This window comes from Thalassospira sp. A3_1 (assembly GCF_017744215.1).
In the GTDB taxonomy this organism is placed as follows: domain Bacteria; phylum Pseudomonadota; class Alphaproteobacteria; order Rhodospirillales; family Thalassospiraceae; genus Thalassospira; species Thalassospira lucentensis_A.
The window spans coordinates 722,060-742,306 of sequence record NZ_JAGHQQ010000002.1; the positions used below are offsets into that span (position 1 = coordinate 722,060).

The window sequence follows — 20,247 nt, forward strand, 5'->3', positions numbered from 1 at the left end:
GTGTTCTTTTTTTCAAGCGTTCTTTTGATTTGGGCTTGTTGACCATAAGGGCGTTGCGACTTGAAAAGTGGTCGCAACGCACATTGTTGATTAGAGCTTCTGTTTTGGTGCCTTGGACAGGTTTTCCATATCCATAGCGCCCGGTATCAGCCGATAAACCGTTTCCCAAATGCCGGAACCGGTTCGGCAGGCACGGCCGAAGAAGGCATTGGCTTCGGTGGCGGCTGACGGGAATGTCACCTGATATTCACGGCAATACAAGCCATTCTGCTGGAAGGTTCGCAACGGTTCGATCAGGGTTTCGCTTTCACCAATATCGGTTTTGTGAAGTGATACCTTGCGGATCGTACCGCTTAGCGTGTTTTCCAGCGTTTCACTGATCTGAGCATCCAGAACCGGGTTATTGACCGGTGAATATTCCGCAAACTGCGCATTGGTGCCAGACATTACGCCATTCGGCGCAATATTTTGTGAAAACCAGCTACCCCCAACAAAGGCCAGAAGGACTGCAGCCGCCGCACCGATGCCGGTAAAAATGGCCTTGCGCGTATTGGAGTTTGCCGCTTTCGGGATCGCAACAGACGGCGCGTCATTGGTTATCGATGGTGCCGTTGCGGATTGCCCGTCAAGGATATCGGCGATCCGTTTTGACAGGTCGGGATATACCGTATCGCTCAAAAGGCGTTCGGACTGGCTGCGCAACATAACCGACTGTCCGGCAATGATTTCGAATTGCCGTCGCATCCTCGGGCAATTGCCGATCCGGTCTTCCACCTTACGGCAATCCGTCGGACCAAGCTCACCATCGACATATGCAGACAGCAAGGCATAATCCTGTTCTGACAAACTATTACTCATGATGATCCTCGCTGAATGTCTTCATCGTCATTTTCGGTGCCATCCTCGTCATGAAGACGGGCCAGATAGGTGCGCGCACGGGCCACTCGGCTCATCACCGTTCCGTGCGGAATATCCAGAATGCCGCCAGCCTCGCGATAGGTGTAACCCTCAAACAAAACCAGTGTCAGGGCAGCGCGCTGTTCTTCGGGCAGGCTGCCAAGCGCCTTTTGGAGGAACATGCGGTCTGTGCCACCATGCCCATGCGAGGGCATGGTGATCTCACGCGCGTCCTCAAACGAAATCACGACACCACGGCGTTGCTCGCGCCGTTTTTCGTCAATCCAGCTGGTCTGGACAATCCGGAACATCCAGCTGTCCAGGCGTGTGCCGCGTTCATACTGATCAATCCGCTCGACCGCTTTAATATAGGCGGTCTGAACGAGATCCTCTGCTGCGGCGGCATCACGGGTCAGCGATCTTGCAAATCGCAGGATGCGGGGCAGCAATTCTGTCATTTCTGCGCGTATTGCCGGTTCCAAACCGAACTCCCGACCGTGATCATCTTTTTTAAATCTGGTGTCTTGTTATGCAGATAACGCGCGCGAGCGTCTGTTTCTTCCATCACAGTTCAAAAAATCTGAAAAAAAAAGTTCAATCGGCGGGATGAAAATGGAAAGCCTGCGCGTTGTCCTTGTAAATCAGCGGATGAAATCATCCACAAGGTTGGACCTCATAGGTGGGGACGAAAAAATGAAAAGCGGAAAAAAAACAATCATGCGTAACCGCATCTGCACGGCCGTCCTTTTAGGTGTTGGCACCTTTGCCGTGATCGGCGCGCCGGTATCGATTGATTTCGGCAAGCTGGACTTCTCGGCCAAAACCGCAATTGCCCAGGGAAATGGTAATGGCGGCGGCAACGGGAATGGTGGTGGAAACGGTGGCGGAAACGGAAACGGCGGGGGGAATGGTGGTGGAAACGGAAATGGCAATGGTGCTGGCGGCGATGGCGGGCCTGGTGGTCCCGATGGCCCGGGCAACAGTAGCAATGCCGGTGGAAACGGAAACGGCAATGGTAAAAATGCTGATGCTTCCGATGGCCCGGGCAATAGTGCCGCCGCAAAATCAAAAGCACAGGACCTCGGCCTGCAGTCGAAAGGTAAAGCCTTCGGACGCAGCGGGCTAGGCCCGGCGGGAGTAGAGGGTGCGGATGTAGAACGCGGCATGCCGCCGGGTATCGGGCGTGCTCCCGGGCTGGCTGGCGCGCTTCCGCCGGGAATTCAACGGGTCTTTGGGGCGCCGACCGGGCCGGATATCGACCCGGACATTGAACAGGACATTATCGTTCATGGCTGGAAAGAACTGACCCGCCCGGATGACGATGTCGATACTCCGGACGATGGTGAACCTGATCCGGGTGACACCGGGGATGCTGGCGACACTGGCGATACCGGAGATTCGGGAGACGATACAGGTGACACCGGTGACAGTGGCGGCGATACGGACGATACCACTGATACCGGTGATACAGGTGGCGGCGATACAACAACCGACGCAACCTGACCTCAAAAGCATCTGATCCTGCTTTCTGCTGTACGTTCTTTGGTTGGGACACGCAGCAAACTTATCCCCGCTGGTCCCCTCCGGCGGGGCTTTTTTTGTCATCCCAACCGTGCTGCTCTCGGGCAAAACAAAACCCCGCCAGTTCGCACCGGCGGGGTTTCATCATTCTGGCAAAATGCCGGGTAATCAGCCCATGGCAACTTTCAAGCCTTCGTCAAGTTTGTCGAGGAACTGCGTGGTGGTCAGCCATTTCTGGTTCGGACCGATCAGCAGTGCCAGATCCTTGGTCATGAAGCCGGCTTCGACGGTGTCGACGCAGACTTTTTCAAGGGTTTCGGCAAATTTCACGACTTCCGGCGTATCATCGAACTCGCCACGGTATTTCAGGCCCTGCGTCCAGGCAAAGATCGACGCAATCGGGTTGGTCGAGGTTTCTTTGCCCTGCTGGTGCTGGCGATAGTGGCGGGTAACGGTGCCGTGTGCTGCTTCTGCTTCAACGGTCTGCCCATCCGGCGTCATCAGAACCGAGGTCATTAGACCGAGCGAGCCAAAGCCCTGTGCGACGGTGTCGGACTGAACGTCGCCGTCATAGTTTTTACAAGCCCAGACGAAACCACCATTCCACTTCATCGCGCATGCAACCATGTCGTCGATCAGGCGGTGTTCATAAGTGATGCCGGCTGCTTTGAACTTATCGGCAAATTCGTTCTGGAAGACTTCCTCGAACAGATCCTTGAAGCGGCCGTCATAGGCTTTCATGATCGTGTTCTTTGTCGACAGGTAAACCGGCCAGCCAAGAGCAAGGCCATAGTTCATGCAGGCGCGTGCAAACCCGATGATGCTTTCATCAAGGTTGTACATCGACATGGCAACGCCCGAAGACGGGAAGTCGAAAACTTCGTGTTCGATCGGCTCGCCACCGTCTGCCGGCTGGAACTTGATGGTCAGCTTACCTGCACCCGGAACCTTGAAGTCGGTCGCGCGGTACTGGTCACCAAAGGCATGACGACCGATAACGATCGGCTGCGTCCAACCCGGAACCAGACGCGGAACGTTCGAGCAGATGATCGGCTGGCGGAAAACGGTACCGCCAATGATGTTGCGGATGGTGCCGTTCGGCGACTTCCACATTTTCTTCAGGCCGAATTCCTCGACGCGCTGCTCGTCCGGGGTGATGGTCGCGCATTTTACGCCAACGCGATGTTCCTTGATGGCATTTGCCGCATCAATGGTGATCTGGTCGTTGGTCTCGTCACGTTTCTGAACCGACAGATCGTAATATTTAAGATCAATGTCGAGATACGGCAGGATCAGCTTGGTTTTAATGAAGTCCCAGATGATCCGGGTCATTTCGTCGCCGTCGAGCTCGACGACGGGATTCTTCACTTGAATCTTGCTCATGGAATACTCCCTTTCTGGCCGCGGCCAGGATACAGCGCGGCTGCCATTTGACATGTCATCCGGCGCGCGAGGGAGCGCCCTGGCCGCGTCGGGAGCCCGCAACATACAGGATGAAATCAGAAAATCAAAGAGGGCGGCGCAACATCGTTGTTAAGACTTTCGCGCAAGGCGGAAACTGGCGGGTTTTTGCACTTTGACCGGTTGCGAGATGACCCGGAAAAACGTTGGTTTGTCCGATATTTACACCATTGCCTGAATTAATATGCAAAACACGGGCAAGGGGTATGTCATGTAAGGCGGCATGATCCTGATCAAAGAAAACGGTTATGGAATGGGTCAAACTCGCATTTGTCGGGTTCAAGGGGGAAGACTCCGGCATCGCCAAACCGGAAGCGCATGGGGGATACCATGAACCTGCCTTATGAAACCAATATCATCATCGCGTTGTGTATTGTCGGCTTTTGCCTTTTGGGCGTTGGATACAGCTTCCGCGACCGGGGATGGGGGCTTGCCCTTGTCTGGATCGGGGTGATCACGATGATGGGACCGATTGCCTATCGTCTGCTGATCATGTTCTGAGCTGGGGAACCTCCGGTGCGGCAGACTTATGCCTGCACCGGGGCTTTCTGGTCGACGGTTGCCGGATCAATGCCATATCCGCGTAGGAACATATCGACCGCGGCAATCACATGGCTATGCAAATCCTTTGCATGCGGTTCCCAGCCGACATAGGTCATCTGCCGGAAATCGTAATCGGCCTTAAGCAGGCTTGTGAAAAACACGGCCGCCTGTTTTGGGTCGCTCCTCGGGAAATTGCCTTCTTCCATCTGGCGTTCAAAATAGGATGTAATGATCCGGCGTCCGGTCATCAGGCCGCTTTCATAAAACACCTTGCCCAGATGCGGAAAACGCGGAACCTCGGACAGAAACAATCGCATATAGCGGATGGTTTCCGGTGTCGTCAGAAGTGTCATCAGTGTTTCGCCAAAGCGGATCAGGGCGGCGCGCAACGGCATCTGTGACAATTCCAGATCGGCCATGACCGCAACCACACGTCCCGTGCAATCGCGAATCACCGCTTCGAAAACGCCATCCTTATTGCCAAACAGCTCGTAAATTGTCCGGCGGGACCCGCCTGCCTCGGCCGTGATCATTTCAAGTGTCGTGCCCGAAAGGCCGTGCTCACAGAAAAGTTCACGGGCCGCATCGATAAGCGCTTCGCGGCGTTTCAGGGTTCTTGGGTCGATATTTCGCGTCTCGGACAAGCAACTGTTCCAATTCTGCACTTGACGTTTGGTACTGATTGGTACCATAAGGGATCAAATGGTACTGATCAATACCAAAAGGATCAAACGGACGATGAGTGTGAAAAAAGTCATACTGCCCCTGATCGCCGCAGCGATTATCGGTGGCGGCGGTTATTACGGGTTCTATTGGGTGACCGAAGGTCAGTTCCACGAATCCACCGACAATGCCTATCTGCAGGCCGATGAAGTCGCGATTTCGCCCAAGGTTTCGGGCTATGTCGGCGATCTTCGGGTTGCGGAAAACCAGCCCGTCCGCAAGGGCGAACTGATGTTGTCCATCAAGGACGAAGATTATCGTGCCGAACTGAAACAGGCAGAGGCAGCACTTGAGGCGCGCCGTGCCGCGGTTCAGACCATGGACGAACAGATCACCTTGCAGATGGCGGCCATCGATCAGGCTAAAGCTAACCTGCGCATCGCCAAAGTCGAACTTGATCGCACCTCCGAGGATTACGCGCGTTACGAGGATCTGGTGAAAAAGGGTGCGGCCAGCCGCCAGAAATTCGATTACGCCAAGGCCGACCGTCAGACTGCACAGGCACAGGTTGCCGCCGCCAATGCGACGCTTGCAGTCGAGCAGGGCCGGATCGGTGTTCTGCGTGCCCAAAAGGTCGAAGCCGAACGTGCTGTGTCGCAGGCCGAAGCATCGCGCGATATCGCCCAGCAGGCTCTTGACGATACTCGTATCTATGCCCCCTTTGATGGCGTGATCGGTAACCGGTCGGTTCAGACCGGCGCACTGGTCCAGCCGGGTGAACAGCTGCTGGTGCTTGTACCGTTGCCCGGCGTTTATGTTGTGGCAAACTTCAAGGAAACCCAGATCGGCCATATGGCACCGGGCCAGAAGGTCAATATTGAAGTTGATGCCTTTCCTGATGCCGATATCACCGGCCGGGTTGAAAGCTTTGCCCCGGCAACCGGCGCGCAGTTCAGTTTGTTGCCGCCTGAAAATGCCACCGGCAACTTCACCAAAATCACCCAGCGCGTCCCGGTCCGTATCGCCCTTGATAACAGCGACCTTGCCAAAGCCCTGCGTCCCGGCCTGTCGGTTGTTGTCAATGTCGACGTCCGCGATGACGATGGGGCAGAACATGCCTCGGGTACAGGCCTTGCGAGTGTCGTAACACCGGCACCGGAACTGTCGGAGCGTAACTGAAATGAGCAGTGCCGCCACCAGCCCCGGTTCCATAGTCCGGCCCGATAACCCGGTGCAGCATGTCGATACCACCAAGTTTATCGGTTGGGTCGCGATGGTGGTCGGCATGTTTCTGGCGATCCTTGATATCCAGATCGTCGCAAGCTCGCTAGAAAACATTCAGGCGGGTCTTTCGGCAAGTCCGGATGAAATCGGCTGGGTTCAGACCAGTTATCTGATTGCCGAAGTTGTAATGATCCCGCTTTCGGGCTTTCTGTCACGCCTGATCTCGACACGCTGGCTATTTGTCGCATCCGCCATCGGCTTTACGATTTTCAGCATCGCCTCTGCCTTTGCCTGGTCGATCGAAAGCATGATCTGGTTTCGTGCCGCGCAGGGGTTCCTTGGCGGGGCGATGATCCCGACCGTCTTTGCCACGACCTATATCATTTTCCCGGCGGATAAACGTAATACTGCATCGGTCATGATTGGTCTGATTGCCACCATGGCACCGACCGTTGGGCCGACCTTGGGTGGGTATCTGACGCAGTCGTTTTCGTGGCATTGGCTGTTTCTGATCAACGTTTTGCCGGGGATGCTGATTGCGCTTGTCGTGGCAGTCACGCTGGACGTGGATCGTGGCGACCGTTCGCTGCTAAGGGGCTTTGATCTGCGCGGATTGCTTGCGATGGCGGCATTCCTCGGCAGTCTGGAATATGTTCTGGACGAAGGGCCGAAAGATGACTGGTTTGATGAACGCGCCATTGTTTATGGCGCCGTTATCTGCGTGATTTCGGGGCTTTATTTCTTCCGGCGCATGTTTACCTATGATCATCCGATTGTCGATCTGCGTTCGTTCAGGGATCGCAACTTTGCCATGGGCTGCATCTTTAGCTTCACACTTGGCATCGGGCTTTATGGTAGCGTCTATATCCTGCCACTGCTGCTGAGCCGTGTGCGCGGCTATGACAGTCTGGAAATCGGTACCATCATGGCGGTAACCGGCATTTGCCAGTTCATATCGGCCCCGATTGCCGGGAAACTGACGGCGAAACTGCCCGCACGCGTCGTTCTTGGCTTTGGCCTGGCGCTGTTTGCGGTCGGGGTTGCGCTGAACGGTTTTCAGAACAGTCAGGTATCGTTCCACGAACTGATCCTGCCACAGGCGGTTCGTGGTTTTGCCCTGATGTTCTGTATGCTGCCGATCACTAATCTGGCGCTTGGCACCTTGCCGCCTGAAAAGATCAAAAACGCCAGTGGCCTTTATAATCTGATGCGTAACCTTGGCGGGGCGATTGGCTTGGCTGCGATCAACACGATGCTCGATAAACGGACTGACCTGCATTTCGCGCATCTGGCCGAGCATATCAACACGGCCAGCACTGGCTTCCAGAATTATCTGGCGACGATGACAGCACGATACAGCGCCATGGGGCTGCCCGATCCGCAGGCAAGTGCCATGAAATCCATCGTCAATATCGTTACCCGCGAGGCCAGCATGATTTCATTTAACGATGTGCAGCTTGCTATGGCGGGCATCTTCATTCTGGCTTTGCTGCTTTTGCCACTGGCGCGCCCGGCAAGATCGGGCAAACCATCCGCCGACGCACACTAAAAACAGGATACAGCGCAATCAGACAGAAAAGGCCGCACATGTTCCCCCGACCCCGCAAGCGAAAGCTTGAGTGCGGCCCGGCCGGTCCCCGTTCCAACGGGGACCGGCTTCTTTAACTGACCAGCTTGATCACCTGTTGCGTGACACTTTCCGATCCGGGTTCGGCCCAGTAAAGGGTGGCCGTCAGTTTCAAATCATTATCCTGGCAATCGGCATTGATGATGGCAAAGTTATTTTCCCCGGCAAAGCGGAACATCTGTTCAAATCGCCCACCGTCAAATCCGTCTATTTCGGCTGATTTCTGCATGGCAGCCGTGGCAATGCCCGGTGCCGGTTTGCGCGAAATCGCACTTGAGGTCACATTGAACAACCGCGCCTTGGGATAGGTCGTGCAATGGGTGATCTGAAACGCGCTGGCGCAATGGACGTCGCCGCTCAGGATCACGATCGGGATGTTGCTTTCAGCCGATCGGGCCAGCAGCAATTCAAGCATCGCATTGCGTTCCTTATGGTTGGTTTCATGGCCCCATTCATCCATGAAATCATCCTTCTGCCCACCAAAGTCGAGGGTGTTGACCGCACTTTCCGTCCAGTGAACGACGGGAACCGGCGAACAGATAAAGATCGCCTTTTTCTTTTTAATTGAGGCTGAATTGATCCACTTTTTGAAACGCCTGAACTGTTCCGCACCAAGCAATCGCTGCCCGTCAGGCAATTCACAATCATGATGGCCGCGCACATCAAGCATGTAAAAGCCATAAGCTCCCTGATCGAAATGATAATCCCATTCACTGGCATCGGGATCGTCATTGATGATCTTGCTGTCAGGATTGTGGGCGTGCTGATATTCCAGATAGGCCTGTGCTGCGGCCTTGAACATCAGCATGACAAGTTCGTAATTGGCGTCTTCGTCGTCATCCTGAAAGAAATTGCAAATCTTGGCCTTGCGTTCCTTGGCGGTTAACGATCCCCAGCCATCCATGATCTCGTGATCGTCCCAGATCATGTATTGCGGGAACCGGCGATAGACATATCGCAGATGTTCGAACTGCCAGTAAATCCGGTAATAGGTGCGGTAAAGCTTGGTGAAATAGTCGATGATGGCGGGTTCATTGAGGCTTCCGTCGGGTTTGCGATAGGTCGCGAGCAACGCGTTTTTGTTATTCTTAAGCCACACCCAGACATCCTGGATTTGCGATTTATGGTTGGTGTCGCAATAAACCTGATCGCCGCCGCCAATCACGAAATCGGCCCTTCGTTCGTTCAGCACGTCATAAAACTTGTCCCATGCGCCTTCGCTGTTGGGTTTGACGCTGAACGGGTCGTGGCAGGAATAAAACCCGAATTGCAGGGATTGCGGGTTTTTGGCAAGGGTCCTGAACGAGTATGCGTGATCGCCGCCCATCTCGATGCAGCGATCAAGACCAAGCTTATCAGACGCCAGATAATAGTAATAGCGCGTATCGGGTTTAAGGCCGCTGACCTCGAATGTCGTGGTCAGGTCGGTCTGATGGGTGAAATTGCGTTCGGCCATGAAGACGATATCAGTGTTTTCATCCTTCATTGCAGCAAGGCTTTTGCCCGACAGGTCATAGGCATCCTCGGGCAGCTTTTGCGCACTGACAATCAATGTCCATAGGCCGTCCCTGTATGCCCGAACCCAGATTTTCGCGGTGCTGTCGGTGGTGTGACCGACAATGGCAGCCGTGCTGATCTTGGCTTTGAGTGTTTCGTAATTGTCTGGCTGTTGCAGACTTGTCATGGATAATCCCCGCGCGTTTTGCGGCCCGTTTTCAGGCGCTTGTTGTCCCTCTTGCCCCTTTTCGGGGTGCAGGCAGTTTAGGCGAATTTGTGCGCGTATCAATTTCAAGTTTCAGATGCGATGGTTTGGCAATTTTATCGGGAATAATGCCGCATCCTGAAACAGAAAACGCCCGGTCGGGGAAACCGGGCGTTTCGGTCCATCCGGAAGGGAGACTAACCGGATGGAAACAGGGTCGAACGGCCAATTTTTTGGGAGGCTGGCCGTTTGGGATATGCCCTTACGAGAGGGGGCTCGTTGGGGGCGTTGGCGACCCTGCATTGGTGGCGCGAGGGGACGCGTCTTGTTCGGTCATCTATCTGTCTCAGGCCGGGGCCGGATCGGTTGTGCCAGATGTCTTGAGCCGCTTGGCATGGCGGCGTTTCGAATAGGTGATCTGCATGATGCCCAGCATCACCAGAAGGGCCGAAATCCAGAAAACACTGTCATGTGTCGGCGCTGGCGTCAGGTCAAACCGTGCGGCAAGCATTTCGAGCCCCAGCAGGATAAAGGGCAGGATACTTGTCGCCAGGATGTATTTCTCCATCCCGGCTGTCTTGATCGACCGCAATGTCAGGACCATGGCAGGTCCGCGCAACAGCGTTCCAAGGATCAGACCGGCCAATATGGTTTCGATCCCGAAGAACCCGTCAAGCGAGGTGTAGGGAATCGGAACCGGGCTGATGGCGCCGATCAGCGGTGGGAAGATCAGAAACACCGAGGCGGTAATCAGCAGCAAAACCCCGGTAAAACGTAAATGCGACCATGCATCCCTGATCTGGTTGTCGGGGTGTTTTTCCGCCAGAACCGATGATGAAATCGCCGTAACCTCGGATGCCAGCATCAGCCACACCGCCGGATTGGCAAAGCCGTCGGGCAGATGCCATGCAAGGAAGCCAGCCCCGGCAAGCAGGATTGCATGGCCGAACCATTCCGATTTGCCCGGTGCGCGGCCAAGGATAAAGGCCGCGGCAAGGGCTGCCATCGGCATGCCGGTTTGCGATAAGATCCCGCTTTCAGGCGCGCTGATATAAACCAGTGCCGCGGTCCAACTGACCCCGGTCAGGACGCGCAAAATTCCATAGGCCCAGTTGATCCGCAACGTGAATTGTCGCCACGGAATGGTCCGACCGGGGGCAAGCAACACCAGCGCCAGCCCGCCAAAGACGAGTTGCCAGCACGTCATGGCATAGACATCGACATCAAACGCCGTCAATGCGATCCGGTTGCATACCAGAAGCATCGCCCAGACGACAGTCGTGCTGACAAGCAGGATCAGAACTGGCATATGAAAAAACTTTAAAAGTTATGAACAATGACAGTCTCTTGGATTCAGGAATGAATAGCCATGCCCGATATTTAAGGGGTGCTATTCATATTTGTATCGTGGGGCAGGCTGCCGCCAACCATGCGGACTTCCACAGGCGGCGGCGTTAACCCGTGACACCAGGCCGTATGATCAGCTAAAAATCAGCGACTGATGCGCACCCACCCCGGCCAGAACACCGGCTGCGGATGCCAGCGTCGCATTATGCCGTGCGGTGGCAGCATCGCCTGCGGCAAAGACGCCAGGGATACTGGTTTCCTGTGATGCATCGACTTTGATGAATGGCCCGGCAATTCCTTCTTCGAACGCGCAGCCGAGCATTTCGGAAAGTGGATTGGTCATGGAAACGGTGGGTCCGGCAAACAATGCCTGAATGGGCATGCTGCGCCCGTCAGCCAGTTTAACGGCCTCTAGGTCGGGGGCTGCGCCGATCAGTCCGACAATCGGGCTTTGTTCAATCGTGATTCCGCGCGCATCCATCTGGGCACGGATTTCGGGTTCCGGTTCGTATTTCCCCTGCGTAAAAAAGATCGTGGGACCCCAGTCGGGGATCATCATGGCCTGATGGATGGACATCGGCCCGGTTGCCAGCACGCCCAGGGTGCGGTCGCGCACTTCATAGCCATGGCAATAGGGACAATGCAGCACCGTTTTACCCCAGCGCGGCATCAGGCCGGGGATATCGGGCAGGGTATCGACGACCCCGGTGGCAAGGATCAGGCGACGGGCCTGAAAGCGGCGGCCGTCATCAAGCGACACTTTGAAACGGTTGTTGTCTTCGTTCACGGTTCCGGCGGCATCCGGTTCAAGTCGGCTCGCTGCTTTTGCCATACCGTGCACAATGCTGACGGTGGGATAGGCCCTGATCTGGGCCATCGCAAGACACGAAATTTCATCCGGGCTTTGGCCATCAAGACCGAAAAATCCGTGTGAGGCCGCGGCAAACCGGTTGCGCGGTAGTCCTGCATCAATGATGCATATCTGTTTTCGGGCGCGCGCCAGTTGCATCGCGGCGGACAGGCCTGCGAAACCGGCACCAATGATGATCACGTCATAAAGTTTTTCGGAATCAGGCATCGAAACCGGTTGGGTTGCGGACGGGGTGGGGATGGCGTCAGACATGATCGGAACTCCTGTGATACCTTAAAATCAATCATGTAACTTTATAAGTGTCGTAACTTTCTGGAGTCAAGCATCTTGAAACTTTTGGTGTTGCGAATATGCGCCAAAGCCCGATAGTCTGGGATATGATGAATGCCAGCCCCAAGGAAACCGTTGATGCGCCGTGACAGTCGCCTTTCCCGCATGTTGCATGTCCTGATCCACATGGACCGGTTTGGCGGGGCGATGACATCCGATATGATTGCCCGGATGCTTGACACCAATCCGGTGGTGGTTCGCCGAACGATGGCAGGGCTGCGCGATGCCGGTTATGTGTGGTCCGAAAAGGGGCATGGCGGCGGATGGGTGATCATTCGTCCGCTATCGGAAATCACGTTTCTTGATATCCATAACGCGCTTGGCAATCCGTCGATCTTTGCCATGGGGGTTGCGGTCGAACATCCCGAATGTCTGGTCGAGCAGGCGGTGAATGCCGCCCTTGGCAGTTCGTTTGACGCGGCCGAGCAACTTCTGCTTGAACGGTTCGCATCGGTCACGCTGGCGGATCTTGCATCCGATGTCGATCAACGCTGGCCGACTGAACCCGATGGTAAATGGACCGGACCGGGCAACATTTTTGAACATCTGCCCAAGTCCAAAGATTCCGAATAGTCATACTTTACAGGTGCTTGCGGTTTTATGGAGGTACCCGTGCAACCATGACTTGCGATGCGGGTAGTGATCCAATAATGAATAACGATAGGGTTGTTTGATGATCCGTTATTCAATCCTGTATCGCGCCCCACCATCAGCCGAGGCCCCGATGACGACCAAAAAACCCGATTGGGATCATATTCGCGTGTTTCTGGCGCTTGCGCGTACCGGCAGTCTCAGGGCGGCCTCGCAGGAGCTTGGCGTCAGCCAGCCGACATTGGGGCGACATTTATCCGCTCTTGAAGACGTTGTCGGTGTCGTGCTGTTTGATCGCCTGCCCGAGGGATTGCGCATGACAGAGGCCGGGCGCGATTTGCGCCCGCGCGCCGAGGCGATGGAAGAAGCCGCCTTTGCCTTTCACCGGCAGGGTGACGCGATATCGGGCATTCGAGACCGGCAGGTCCGCCTGACCGCCAGTGCGTGGTCGGCACTGTTTCTTGCTGGCCAGATCAATAGCAAACCCGACGGTCTTTACCTTGAAATCCGGCAATCCGACGATACGCAGTTGCTGACCAAGCGCGAGGCGGATTTTGCCGTCCGGCATGGTTTGCCCCTGACCGGGGATTTTATCACCAAGCGGCTTGGAACGATTTCCTGTGCGATCTATGCGACCGAGAGATTGGCGTATGATATGCGTGGTATGGGACCAGGTGGGGTGTTTTCTGATGCGCCGTGGATCTGTTTTTCCGAGGAATTTGACCTTTATGAAAGCCAGCGCTGGTTGCTGGCCCATATTGACGGTAACAAGCCGCTGTTTCGCGCGGGCAATACCGCGATGCTGCAAAATGCGTTGCGCACCGGGATCGGGGCCGGGATTTTGCCGTGCTTTCTGGGGGACCGCGATCCTGCATTGGCCCGGGTTTCGCGCCCGATCGAGACGCTGGATTCCGATATCTGGCTGATTGTTCATCGCGATCTACGGGCGGCCGAAGGTATCAAGCAGGCGACCAACTGGGTTGCTGATATTTATAAACGCCGGGTGATGCAGTTATCAGGTGCACGGGCCTCTGGCGGTGAGGGAATGGAACTGAAATAGGTAAAAGAAATGCCGCCCGGGTTGTGTCGGGCGGCAGGTTCGCAAAGGGCGTGTCGGGGTTCGCACCTTTGCGGGTACTTTCTGCTTTTCCACACCCCTGTGGGATCAGTTTGCGACCATTGCGGCCGGTTTGGGTGTGGTTTTACTGCTGACCGGCAGGATCGGGTATTCCACGCGCGGTGCTTCCCCGGTCAGGGTCATGAGGAAGGCGGTAATCGCCTTGATCTGACTGTCATCAAGTTCGGCACCAAGCTGGCTGGAACTCATGATCGCGACGGCCTGTTCCAGATTCCAGACCTTGCCAGAATGGAAATAGGGAGCCGTCAGCGCGATATTGCGAAGCGGCCCCGCACGGAAGACATAGTCATCCGTCGCGGTCTGGGTGACGGCAAAACGGCCCTTGTCATCGGGTGGCAGGATTTCGGCACCCGGCTGTTCAACAACGCCGAACGGATAATAACCGGTCCCGCCGACATTCACCCCGTTATGACAGGATGCACAACCGGTATCGATGAACAGTTCAAGTCCGGCCATTTCTGTTTTGTTCAGGATGGCATCGTTGCCTTCCAGGAATTGGTCAAACCGTGATGCCGGGGTAATCAGGGTTGCTTCAAACGCCTCGATTGCTCTGGCCATGTTATCAAACGTTACCGGATCTGCTTCCCCCGGGAAGGCGTGGGCGAATTTCTGTACGTAATCGCCCATGCTTTTCAGCACTTCGACAACACGTTCGGGGGTGCTGGCCATTTCGACCCCGGCCTGAACCGGGCCTTTGGCCTGTGCTTTGAGATCCTCGGCGCGGCCATCCCAGAACTGCGCTTCGTTGAACACGGCATTCAGCACGGTCGGGGCGTTACGGGGTCCTTTCTGCCAGCCGTGGCCGATGGATGTTTCAAGGTTGTCATCCCCGCCCATGCCCAGATTGTGGCAGGTATTACACGAAATCAGCGCACTGGATGACAGGCGCGGATCAAAAAACAGCATCTTGCCCAGTTCGACTTTTTCCCGGGTAACGGCATTGCCCGAAACGGCCGGTACCATTGACGGGATGACTTCGAAATGTTCAAGGGCGGCTTCGCGCAGATCGGCAGGCGATGGCGTTTCTGCTGCAAGAACGTTCCCGACGATCCCCAGCATGGCAGTAACCGAAACAAGGCAGCCCGCTAAACCACGATATGATTTCATTTGCTCTCTCCCAAATGATGGTGGTTCGCGAAGTAAAGCAGGAGGTATATGCAGCGACGCTGATATATATCAAAGTTCTAAAATAAACGTGATATCAGTATGTTGATTGGAATTTGACAAAGAAAAATCCGCAAGACGCGATATCTTGCGGATTTGATGGATTGGCCGGAAAAGCGGGCTTAGAGAAGCTTTTCGCGCGGGTCGAATTTCGGGGCGGGTTCGGCTTCAAGCTGTTCGAAGACCTGATCAAGGGTTTCGGCAACCGTAAACAGGTTGCGGTTGCTCTCACGCGCAAAGCCGTCCTCGATGATTCCATCAATCATATCAAGGCATTTGTCCCAGTATCCCAGCGCATTGAGGAATACCAGCGGCTTGTCATGTATGCCAAGCTGGCGAAGGGTCAGTGCCTCGAACGCTTCGTCAAGGCTGCCAAGGCCGCCAGCAAGCGTGACAAAGGCGTCCGAACGCTTGAACATCTCGACCTTGCGCTCATACATCGATTTGCAGACGATCAGTTCGGTCAGGCCTTTATGGCCGACCTCGATATCGTCAAGATGAGCGGGGATGATGCCGATGACCTTGCCGCCGTTTTTCATCACCGCGTCGGCAACCGCCCCCATAAGGCCGATGCGCCCGCCGCCGTAAACCAGCGCAATACCGCGTTCGGCCATCATTTTGCCAAATGCAATCGCGTTTTCCATGTGCTCGGGGTTTTTGCCGTTCGAAGCGCCGCAAAAAACACAGATCGATTTTACTCTTGTCATGGCAACCTGCCTCTTTGTTGTTATCTCGCAGGTAACTTTCGCCCGGTCACGACGTATGCAACGCGCCGTACCGACCGGCGATGTGGCCCGTCTAGGGGCCAAGCATAGCCTATTGCGCCATTGTCGGGTCAATAGTTTCCTTTGCGAAGATCCTGTGACAGCCCGTATTGATACCATGTGAACCCTGCCGCATTTTTGCCTTGGCAATCGGCATGATCGGGCGCGATAAGCCGGGGCGAATTTTTCGCCGATGGTTAACAGGTTCTGAACCTGATTGTGGGATGGATATCAGCGCCTGCGTGCTCAATGCCGTTCCGTTCGCAGGTTTGAAAACGAAACAACAAGAAGGCAGGATCGCCCAACGTGTTTGTCGACAGTCCCTTTTGGCTCGCCATTCTGGTGTCCGGTGTTATCGCCACGGTTTTGATGCTCGCCCTTTGGTTGGGGCTTGAGCGGGCAATGGCCCGGCGTATGGTGCTGGCCGCTGTCATCCCGGCGGTGGCGGTGGCTGTTCCGACGGCCATCGGTTTGCCGGAAACCGCGCGTGGCGGTGTGGGTGCCGCACTTCTTATGCTGGTGCTGGGCGGGGTTTGTGGTGCAATCCTTGATTTTGCACATCTGCGTGCGCGGCCTTGCGCGATTGTTGCGGCCATTCTGATGTTGCTGGGTGGTTGGCTGGTTCTGGCGGCTCCTGTTACCGGGCTTCTATATCATCCGGGTGGGTTGGTGACGCTGGTATGGGGTGCCTATATCCTGATCGGGGCGTCCTTCCTGTGGGTCACACGCCCGAATTTTGACGAGGACGAAGACCCGGACACGGCCAAGGGCAGGGGTAAAAAGAACGGCAAATCTGCAAAAACCGCCAAAACATCGACAAAATCCAATGTCACAAGCGACGAGGATGTCGCACGACCGGCACCGGTCGCGACCTTTGTGGCACTTGCGGTCGGGCAGGGGATTATTGCCGCCCAGTTCGGCCTGCGCGATCAGGTGGTTTTTCAGGCTGGTCTTTCGGTCGCCCTTATGGTGGCGCTGGTTTCCGAAAAGGCCGCCCCGCAATATCGTGCAGCGTTGTGGCTGGCGATCAGTACCGCGCTGATGGCAAGTGCATCGGGCGTGATGCTGGCAGCACCGGCGTCAGCATTTGCCATGGCGGTTCTGGTTCTGGTGGTGTTTGCCGGATCGGGTGCAGCGCGGATTGCAGCACTTTTGCCAGCCGATATCGGTGCGAATGCCGGGCCGGGTGGTGCGGTTCTGGCGATGCTGGTGCGGGTATCGGTTCTGGCATTGCCGGTGTTGGTGGCGGCACTTGTGGCCTATATCGGGGCGACAATGCAGTCAATTCCTTAAGGAATGCGGGACAAGGCTTGACCAAAAGCGCTGATTCTATTCATCTTTGCCTAACTGTTGCACTGTAATCTCGGTTTGTTACGTTATGGAAACTGTGTGCCGAAAGTAGTACAAGTTTCGAATTAACGCGTCGGGTGGGGCGTTTGGGGGACTTAATGACTGCCAGTTACAAGGTTTCGACGCCACCCGTAATAATCATAACCACCGTTCAAGGATATTACCGGTGAAAAGACCTTATATCCTCGTCATCATTGGCGTTTTGCTGATTGTTGCCGCGATCTCGTTGAATTACATACTGACACAGTCGGTAGACGAAACCGATACGCCGGCACGAACAACAGCTCCGCCCGCCGTGACACCGGATGTCGGAAACACGCAGCAGGCCGCGCCGGAACAAACCGACGCCGCACCCGAAGTTCGTACGCCGAGCTTTGACGTCGTGCGCATCGGCCCGGATGGCAATGCCGTGATTGCTGGCCGCGCTGCCCCGAACAGCACTGTGCGCATCCGCGAGGGTGACGAAGTTATCGGACAGGCAACCGCCGATGAACGCGGTGAATGGGTGGTTTTGCCTGAGAAACCGCTGGCAAGCGGTGATCGGGAACTGTCACTTGAATCCGAAGACAGCACCGGTGAAATTCACAAGGGCGATGATAATGTCGTGGTTCTGATCCCGGAAAAACCGGCTGTCGGTGACACCGCAACTGCCGATCAGACATCGGGCGATGATGCCGCCAAAAACGATGATGCGGCAGAACAGCCGATTATCGCCATGCGCGTGCCCAAGGAAGGCGGCGCTGCCACCGTCCTGCAGGGACCTGCCCCCGAAGATATGAGCAAGGAAACTGCCCGCGAACTGGCCGAAGCCATGCCGCAGGGATCGGAAATGCCTACCGCGACCGCCGAACAACCTGCAGTCGCCATGCCACGCCTGTCGATTGATGTTGTCGATTATGACGAAGAAGGTCGTGTTGCCATGTCTGGCAAGGCCGATGATGACACCAGCGTCCGTGTTTACCTTGATAATAAATTTGTCGGCAGTGCAACGACCGGGGAAGATGGCAACTGGGCTCTGACAATTGGTGAGCCGATCGAGCCGGGCCAGTATCAGTTACGCGCCGATCAGCTCGATCCGTCTGACAAGGTGACCGCACGCGTCGAATTGCCGTTTGAACGTGCCCGTCCAGATCAGATTCTGGAACCGGGTTCGCGTTATGTTGTGCAGCCGGGTAACAGCTTGTGGCGGATTGCGCGCCGGACCTATGGCGATGGCCTGCAATACTGGGTGATTTACAACCAGAATCGCAAACAGATCCGTGATCCGGACCTGATTTATCCGGGGCAGATTTTTTCGCTTCCGGAAAATGGGACCGCACAGCAGTAACTGCATTTCTTTTCCGGGGGCAAAACACATGATAATGGTGTTTTGCCCCTTTTTATTTGCAGGTTGCGTTGCCCTTTGTCATCACTAGATGGTAGTAACGCGGCCGACCGGTAATCATTGCCGGAATTGTTATGCCCGTACCCATGGCAACCAGGGAATAAAGACTTTGAAATCCGTTCTTGTGCCGATCAATCCCGAAGGCTGGAAATTCGTGGCGATTTTCGCGGCGATCACCGTGGTTCTGTTTCTGATTGCCGAACCGCTGGGCTGGATCGGTGTGATCCTGACACTCTGGTGTGCCTATTTCTTCCGCGATCCGGACCGTATCACCCCGGTTGACGAGAGCCTCGTCATTTCGCCAGCGGATGGCCGTGTTTGCATGATTTCCAAGGCACCACTGCCCAAGGAACTCGAACTGGACGATAAAACGCCGCGTACGCGTGTTTCGATCTTCATGAATGTGTTCAACGTTCATGTGAACCGTTGTCCGGTCAATGGCGAAGTCGTTGGCGAGGCCTATGTGCCTGGCAAATTCGTTAATGCCGAGCTCGACAAGGCATCGGAAAACAACGAACGCCAGATTCTTCTGGTGCGTGACAAGGAGGGCCGCGAATTTGGCGTTGTCCAGATTGCGGGTCTTGTGGCGCGTCGTATCCTTTGTGATGTCGGCCGTGGTTCGCAGCTGAAAGCTGGCGAACGTTTCGGCCTGATCCGTTTCGGATCGCGTGTTGACGTCTACCTTCCCGAAGGTGTCGAACCCAAAGTCATCGTTGGTCAGACCACGATTGCCGGTGAAACCATCCTTGCCGATATTGCGGCCAAGGGGGCAGAAGCCGCAGTCGGGGAGATCCGCTAATGGCAGGCGGCATCCGACAGAGCCGCCCCCGGCGGTTCAAGGCATTGTCACTAAGCCGTCTGGCGCCGAATGTGGCGACCCTGATGGGGATGTGTGCTGGTTTGACATCAATCCGCTTTGCGATGCAGGATCGATGGGAAGCTGCGGTTGCCGCCATCCTGATCGCCGGGATCATCGATGGCCTTGATGGCCGTCTGGCGCGGATGCTGAACGCATCCAGCCGCTTTGGTGCCGAGCTTGACAGTCTTTCGGATTTTGTCTGCTTTGGTGTCGCACCGGCGATGATGCTGTATTTCTGGTCGCTGCATGAATTCGGCCCGATCGGCTGGGCCTTGTCGCTGCTGTTTGCGGTGTGCATGGCGCTGCGTCTGGCGCGGTTCAATACCCAGATGCTGGGCGAACCGGAATTGCCGACTTGGGCCTATCGTTTCTTTACCGGGGTTCCTGCCCCGGCGGCAGCCGCGCTTGCGATGTGGCCGATTGTGCTGACTTTCCAGTTCGGGCGTGGCGTGTTTGACAGCCCCTACATCGTTGCACCTTACGGTGTGTTGATTGCCGGTCTGATGGTGTCGCGGATGCCGACCTATTCATTCAAGAAGGTCAAGGTGCCGCGCGCATGGGTTCTGCCGCTGATGCTGGCATTCGGGGCTTCCGTCGCGTTTCTGGTGTCCTCGCCGTGGCTGACGCTTTCGGTGATTGCCGCGGTCTATTTTGCGACCTTCCCGCTGTCATATCGTTCGTATCGCCGCATGGGGGTCGAACATCAGCAGGACGAAGTTCGTGCCGAGGAAGAAGATGATGACGGCGAACCCGATGACGATCCCGAAGAAGGGCTGAACCGGGTTCATCAGAATTGATGCTATCCGACCGA

At 55.7% G+C, this 20,247-nt stretch carries 19 protein-coding genes; 10 read left to right on the plus strand and 9 right to left on the minus strand.

Translation table 11 applies throughout. The annotated features are described in order from the left end of the window. Positions 1 to 90 precede the first annotated feature (90 nt). Both J7395_RS10405 and J7395_RS10410 read right to left on the minus strand, forming a co-directional pair. Positions 91 to 858, minus strand: coding sequence for a hypothetical protein (locus tag J7395_RS10405; RefSeq protein ID WP_209221411.1), 768 nt, complete (start codon positions 856 to 858; stop codon positions 91 to 93). Next, on the minus strand, positions 855 to 1,355 hold the full coding sequence (locus J7395_RS10410; RefSeq protein WP_097051489.1) for a sigma-70 family RNA polymerase sigma factor: 501 nt from the start codon (positions 1,353 to 1,355) through the stop codon (positions 855 to 857). Before J7395_RS10410 ends, J7395_RS10405 begins: the two co-directional genes overlap by 4 nt. 235 nt (positions 1,356 to 1,590) lie before the next feature. On the opposite strand from J7395_RS10410, the gene J7395_RS10415 reads away from it, so the two are divergent. Beyond that, positions 1,591 to 2,400: a hypothetical protein gene (locus tag J7395_RS10415; protein ID WP_247742082.1), complete on the plus strand. Its 810-nt coding sequence runs from the start codon at positions 1,591 to 1,593 to the stop codon at positions 2,398 to 2,400. A gap of 186 nt (positions 2,401 to 2,586) precedes the next feature. On the opposite strand, the gene J7395_RS10420 is transcribed toward J7395_RS10415, so the two are convergent. Further along, entirely contained in the window at positions 2,587 to 3,801 is a 1,215-nt protein-coding gene (locus tag J7395_RS10420; protein WP_062960996.1) for an NADP-dependent isocitrate dehydrogenase, read from the minus strand. Between the two features lie 396 nt (positions 3,802 to 4,197). On the opposite strand from J7395_RS10420, the gene J7395_RS10425 reads away from it, so the two are divergent. Further along, positions 4,198 to 4,380 carry a hypothetical protein gene (locus J7395_RS10425; protein WP_062952832.1) on the plus strand — a complete coding sequence of 61 codons (183 nt, stop codon included), beginning with the start codon at positions 4,198 to 4,200 and terminating at the stop codon, positions 4,378 to 4,380. 26 nt (positions 4,381 to 4,406) lie between these two features. Here J7395_RS10425 and J7395_RS10430 read toward each other — a convergent pair whose 3' ends face one another. Further along, a complete protein-coding gene (locus J7395_RS10430; protein ID WP_209221413.1) occupies positions 4,407 to 5,066 on the minus strand; it encodes a TetR/AcrR family transcriptional regulator in 660 nt (219 codons plus the stop codon). Positions 5,067 to 5,160: 94 nt separating this feature from the next. Between J7395_RS10430 and J7395_RS10435 the strand changes: the two genes are divergently transcribed. Both J7395_RS10435 and J7395_RS10440 read left to right on the plus strand, forming a co-directional pair. Continuing rightward, positions 5,161 to 6,264, plus strand: coding sequence for an HlyD family secretion protein (locus J7395_RS10435; RefSeq protein ID WP_231887038.1), 1,104 nt, complete (start codon positions 5,161 to 5,163; stop codon positions 6,262 to 6,264). Position 6,265: 1 nt separating this feature from the next. Beyond that, a complete protein-coding gene (locus J7395_RS10440; RefSeq protein ID WP_209221414.1) occupies positions 6,266 to 7,858 on the plus strand; it encodes a DHA2 family efflux MFS transporter permease subunit in 1,593 nt (530 codons plus the stop codon). A 112-nt stretch (positions 7,859 to 7,970) separates the two neighbouring features. Here J7395_RS10440 and J7395_RS10445 read toward each other — a convergent pair whose 3' ends face one another. From J7395_RS10445 to J7395_RS10455, 3 genes are all read right to left on the minus strand, one after another. Further along, a complete protein-coding gene (locus J7395_RS10445) occupies positions 7,971 to 9,620 on the minus strand; it encodes an alkaline phosphatase D family protein (RefSeq protein ID WP_209221415.1) in 1,650 nt (549 codons plus the stop codon). 364 nt (positions 9,621 to 9,984) lie between these two features. Continuing rightward, positions 9,985 to 10,947, minus strand: a complete 963-nt coding sequence (locus J7395_RS10450; protein WP_114111686.1) for a DMT family transporter — start codon at positions 10,945 to 10,947, stop codon at positions 9,985 to 9,987. A gap of 171 nt (positions 10,948 to 11,118) precedes the next feature. Continuing rightward, positions 11,119 to 12,108 carry an NAD(P)/FAD-dependent oxidoreductase gene (locus J7395_RS10455; RefSeq protein ID WP_209221416.1) on the minus strand — a complete coding sequence of 330 codons (990 nt, stop codon included), beginning with the start codon at positions 12,106 to 12,108 and terminating at the stop codon, positions 11,119 to 11,121. Between the two features lie 156 nt (positions 12,109 to 12,264). Here J7395_RS10455 and J7395_RS10460 point away from each other — a divergent pair, with 156 nt between their 5' ends. After that, a complete protein-coding gene (locus J7395_RS10460) occupies positions 12,265 to 12,759 on the plus strand; it encodes an Rrf2 family transcriptional regulator (protein WP_209221417.1) in 495 nt (164 codons plus the stop codon). A 100-nt stretch (positions 12,760 to 12,859) separates the two neighbouring features. Then, positions 12,860 to 13,837: a LysR family transcriptional regulator gene (locus tag J7395_RS10465; protein ID WP_209221418.1), complete on the plus strand. Its 978-nt coding sequence runs from the start codon at positions 12,860 to 12,862 to the stop codon at positions 13,835 to 13,837. 105 nt (positions 13,838 to 13,942) lie between these two features. On the opposite strand, the gene J7395_RS10470 is transcribed toward J7395_RS10465, so the two are convergent. Together J7395_RS10470 and J7395_RS10475 are read right to left on the minus strand one after the other, a co-directional pair. After that, positions 13,943 to 15,022, minus strand: a complete 1,080-nt coding sequence (locus J7395_RS10470) for a cytochrome-c peroxidase (protein ID WP_209221419.1) — start codon at positions 15,020 to 15,022, stop codon at positions 13,943 to 13,945. A gap of 179 nt (positions 15,023 to 15,201) precedes the next feature. Then, positions 15,202 to 15,786, minus strand: coding sequence for a TIGR00730 family Rossman fold protein (locus J7395_RS10475; RefSeq protein ID WP_114111682.1), 585 nt, complete (start codon positions 15,784 to 15,786; stop codon positions 15,202 to 15,204). A 363-nt stretch (positions 15,787 to 16,149) separates the two neighbouring features. Here J7395_RS10475 and J7395_RS10480 point away from each other — a divergent pair, with 363 nt between their 5' ends. The 4 genes from J7395_RS10480 to pssA all read left to right on the plus strand — a co-directional run bounded on the left by J7395_RS10480 (position 16,150) and on the right by pssA (position 20,233). Continuing rightward, positions 16,150 to 17,136 carry a hypothetical protein gene (locus tag J7395_RS10480; RefSeq protein WP_209221420.1) on the plus strand — a complete coding sequence of 329 codons (987 nt, stop codon included), beginning with the start codon at positions 16,150 to 16,152 and terminating at the stop codon, positions 17,134 to 17,136. Between the two features lie 223 nt (positions 17,137 to 17,359). Then, positions 17,360 to 18,520 (plus strand): Ig-like domain-containing protein, encoded by a 1,161-nt coding sequence (locus J7395_RS10485; RefSeq protein WP_209221421.1) that lies wholly within the window; start codon positions 17,360 to 17,362, stop codon positions 18,518 to 18,520. Between the two features lie 88 nt (positions 18,521 to 18,608). Beyond that, entirely contained in the window at positions 18,609 to 19,376 is a 768-nt protein-coding gene (locus J7395_RS10490) for a phosphatidylserine decarboxylase (RefSeq protein ID WP_280634650.1), read from the plus strand. Continuing rightward, positions 19,376 to 20,233: a CDP-diacylglycerol--serine O-phosphatidyltransferase gene (pssA, locus tag J7395_RS10495; RefSeq protein ID WP_062952820.1), complete on the plus strand. Its 858-nt coding sequence runs from the start codon at positions 19,376 to 19,378 to the stop codon at positions 20,231 to 20,233. Before J7395_RS10490 ends, pssA begins: the two co-directional genes overlap by 1 nt. The last annotated feature ends 14 nt before the right edge of the window (positions 20,234 to 20,247 follow it).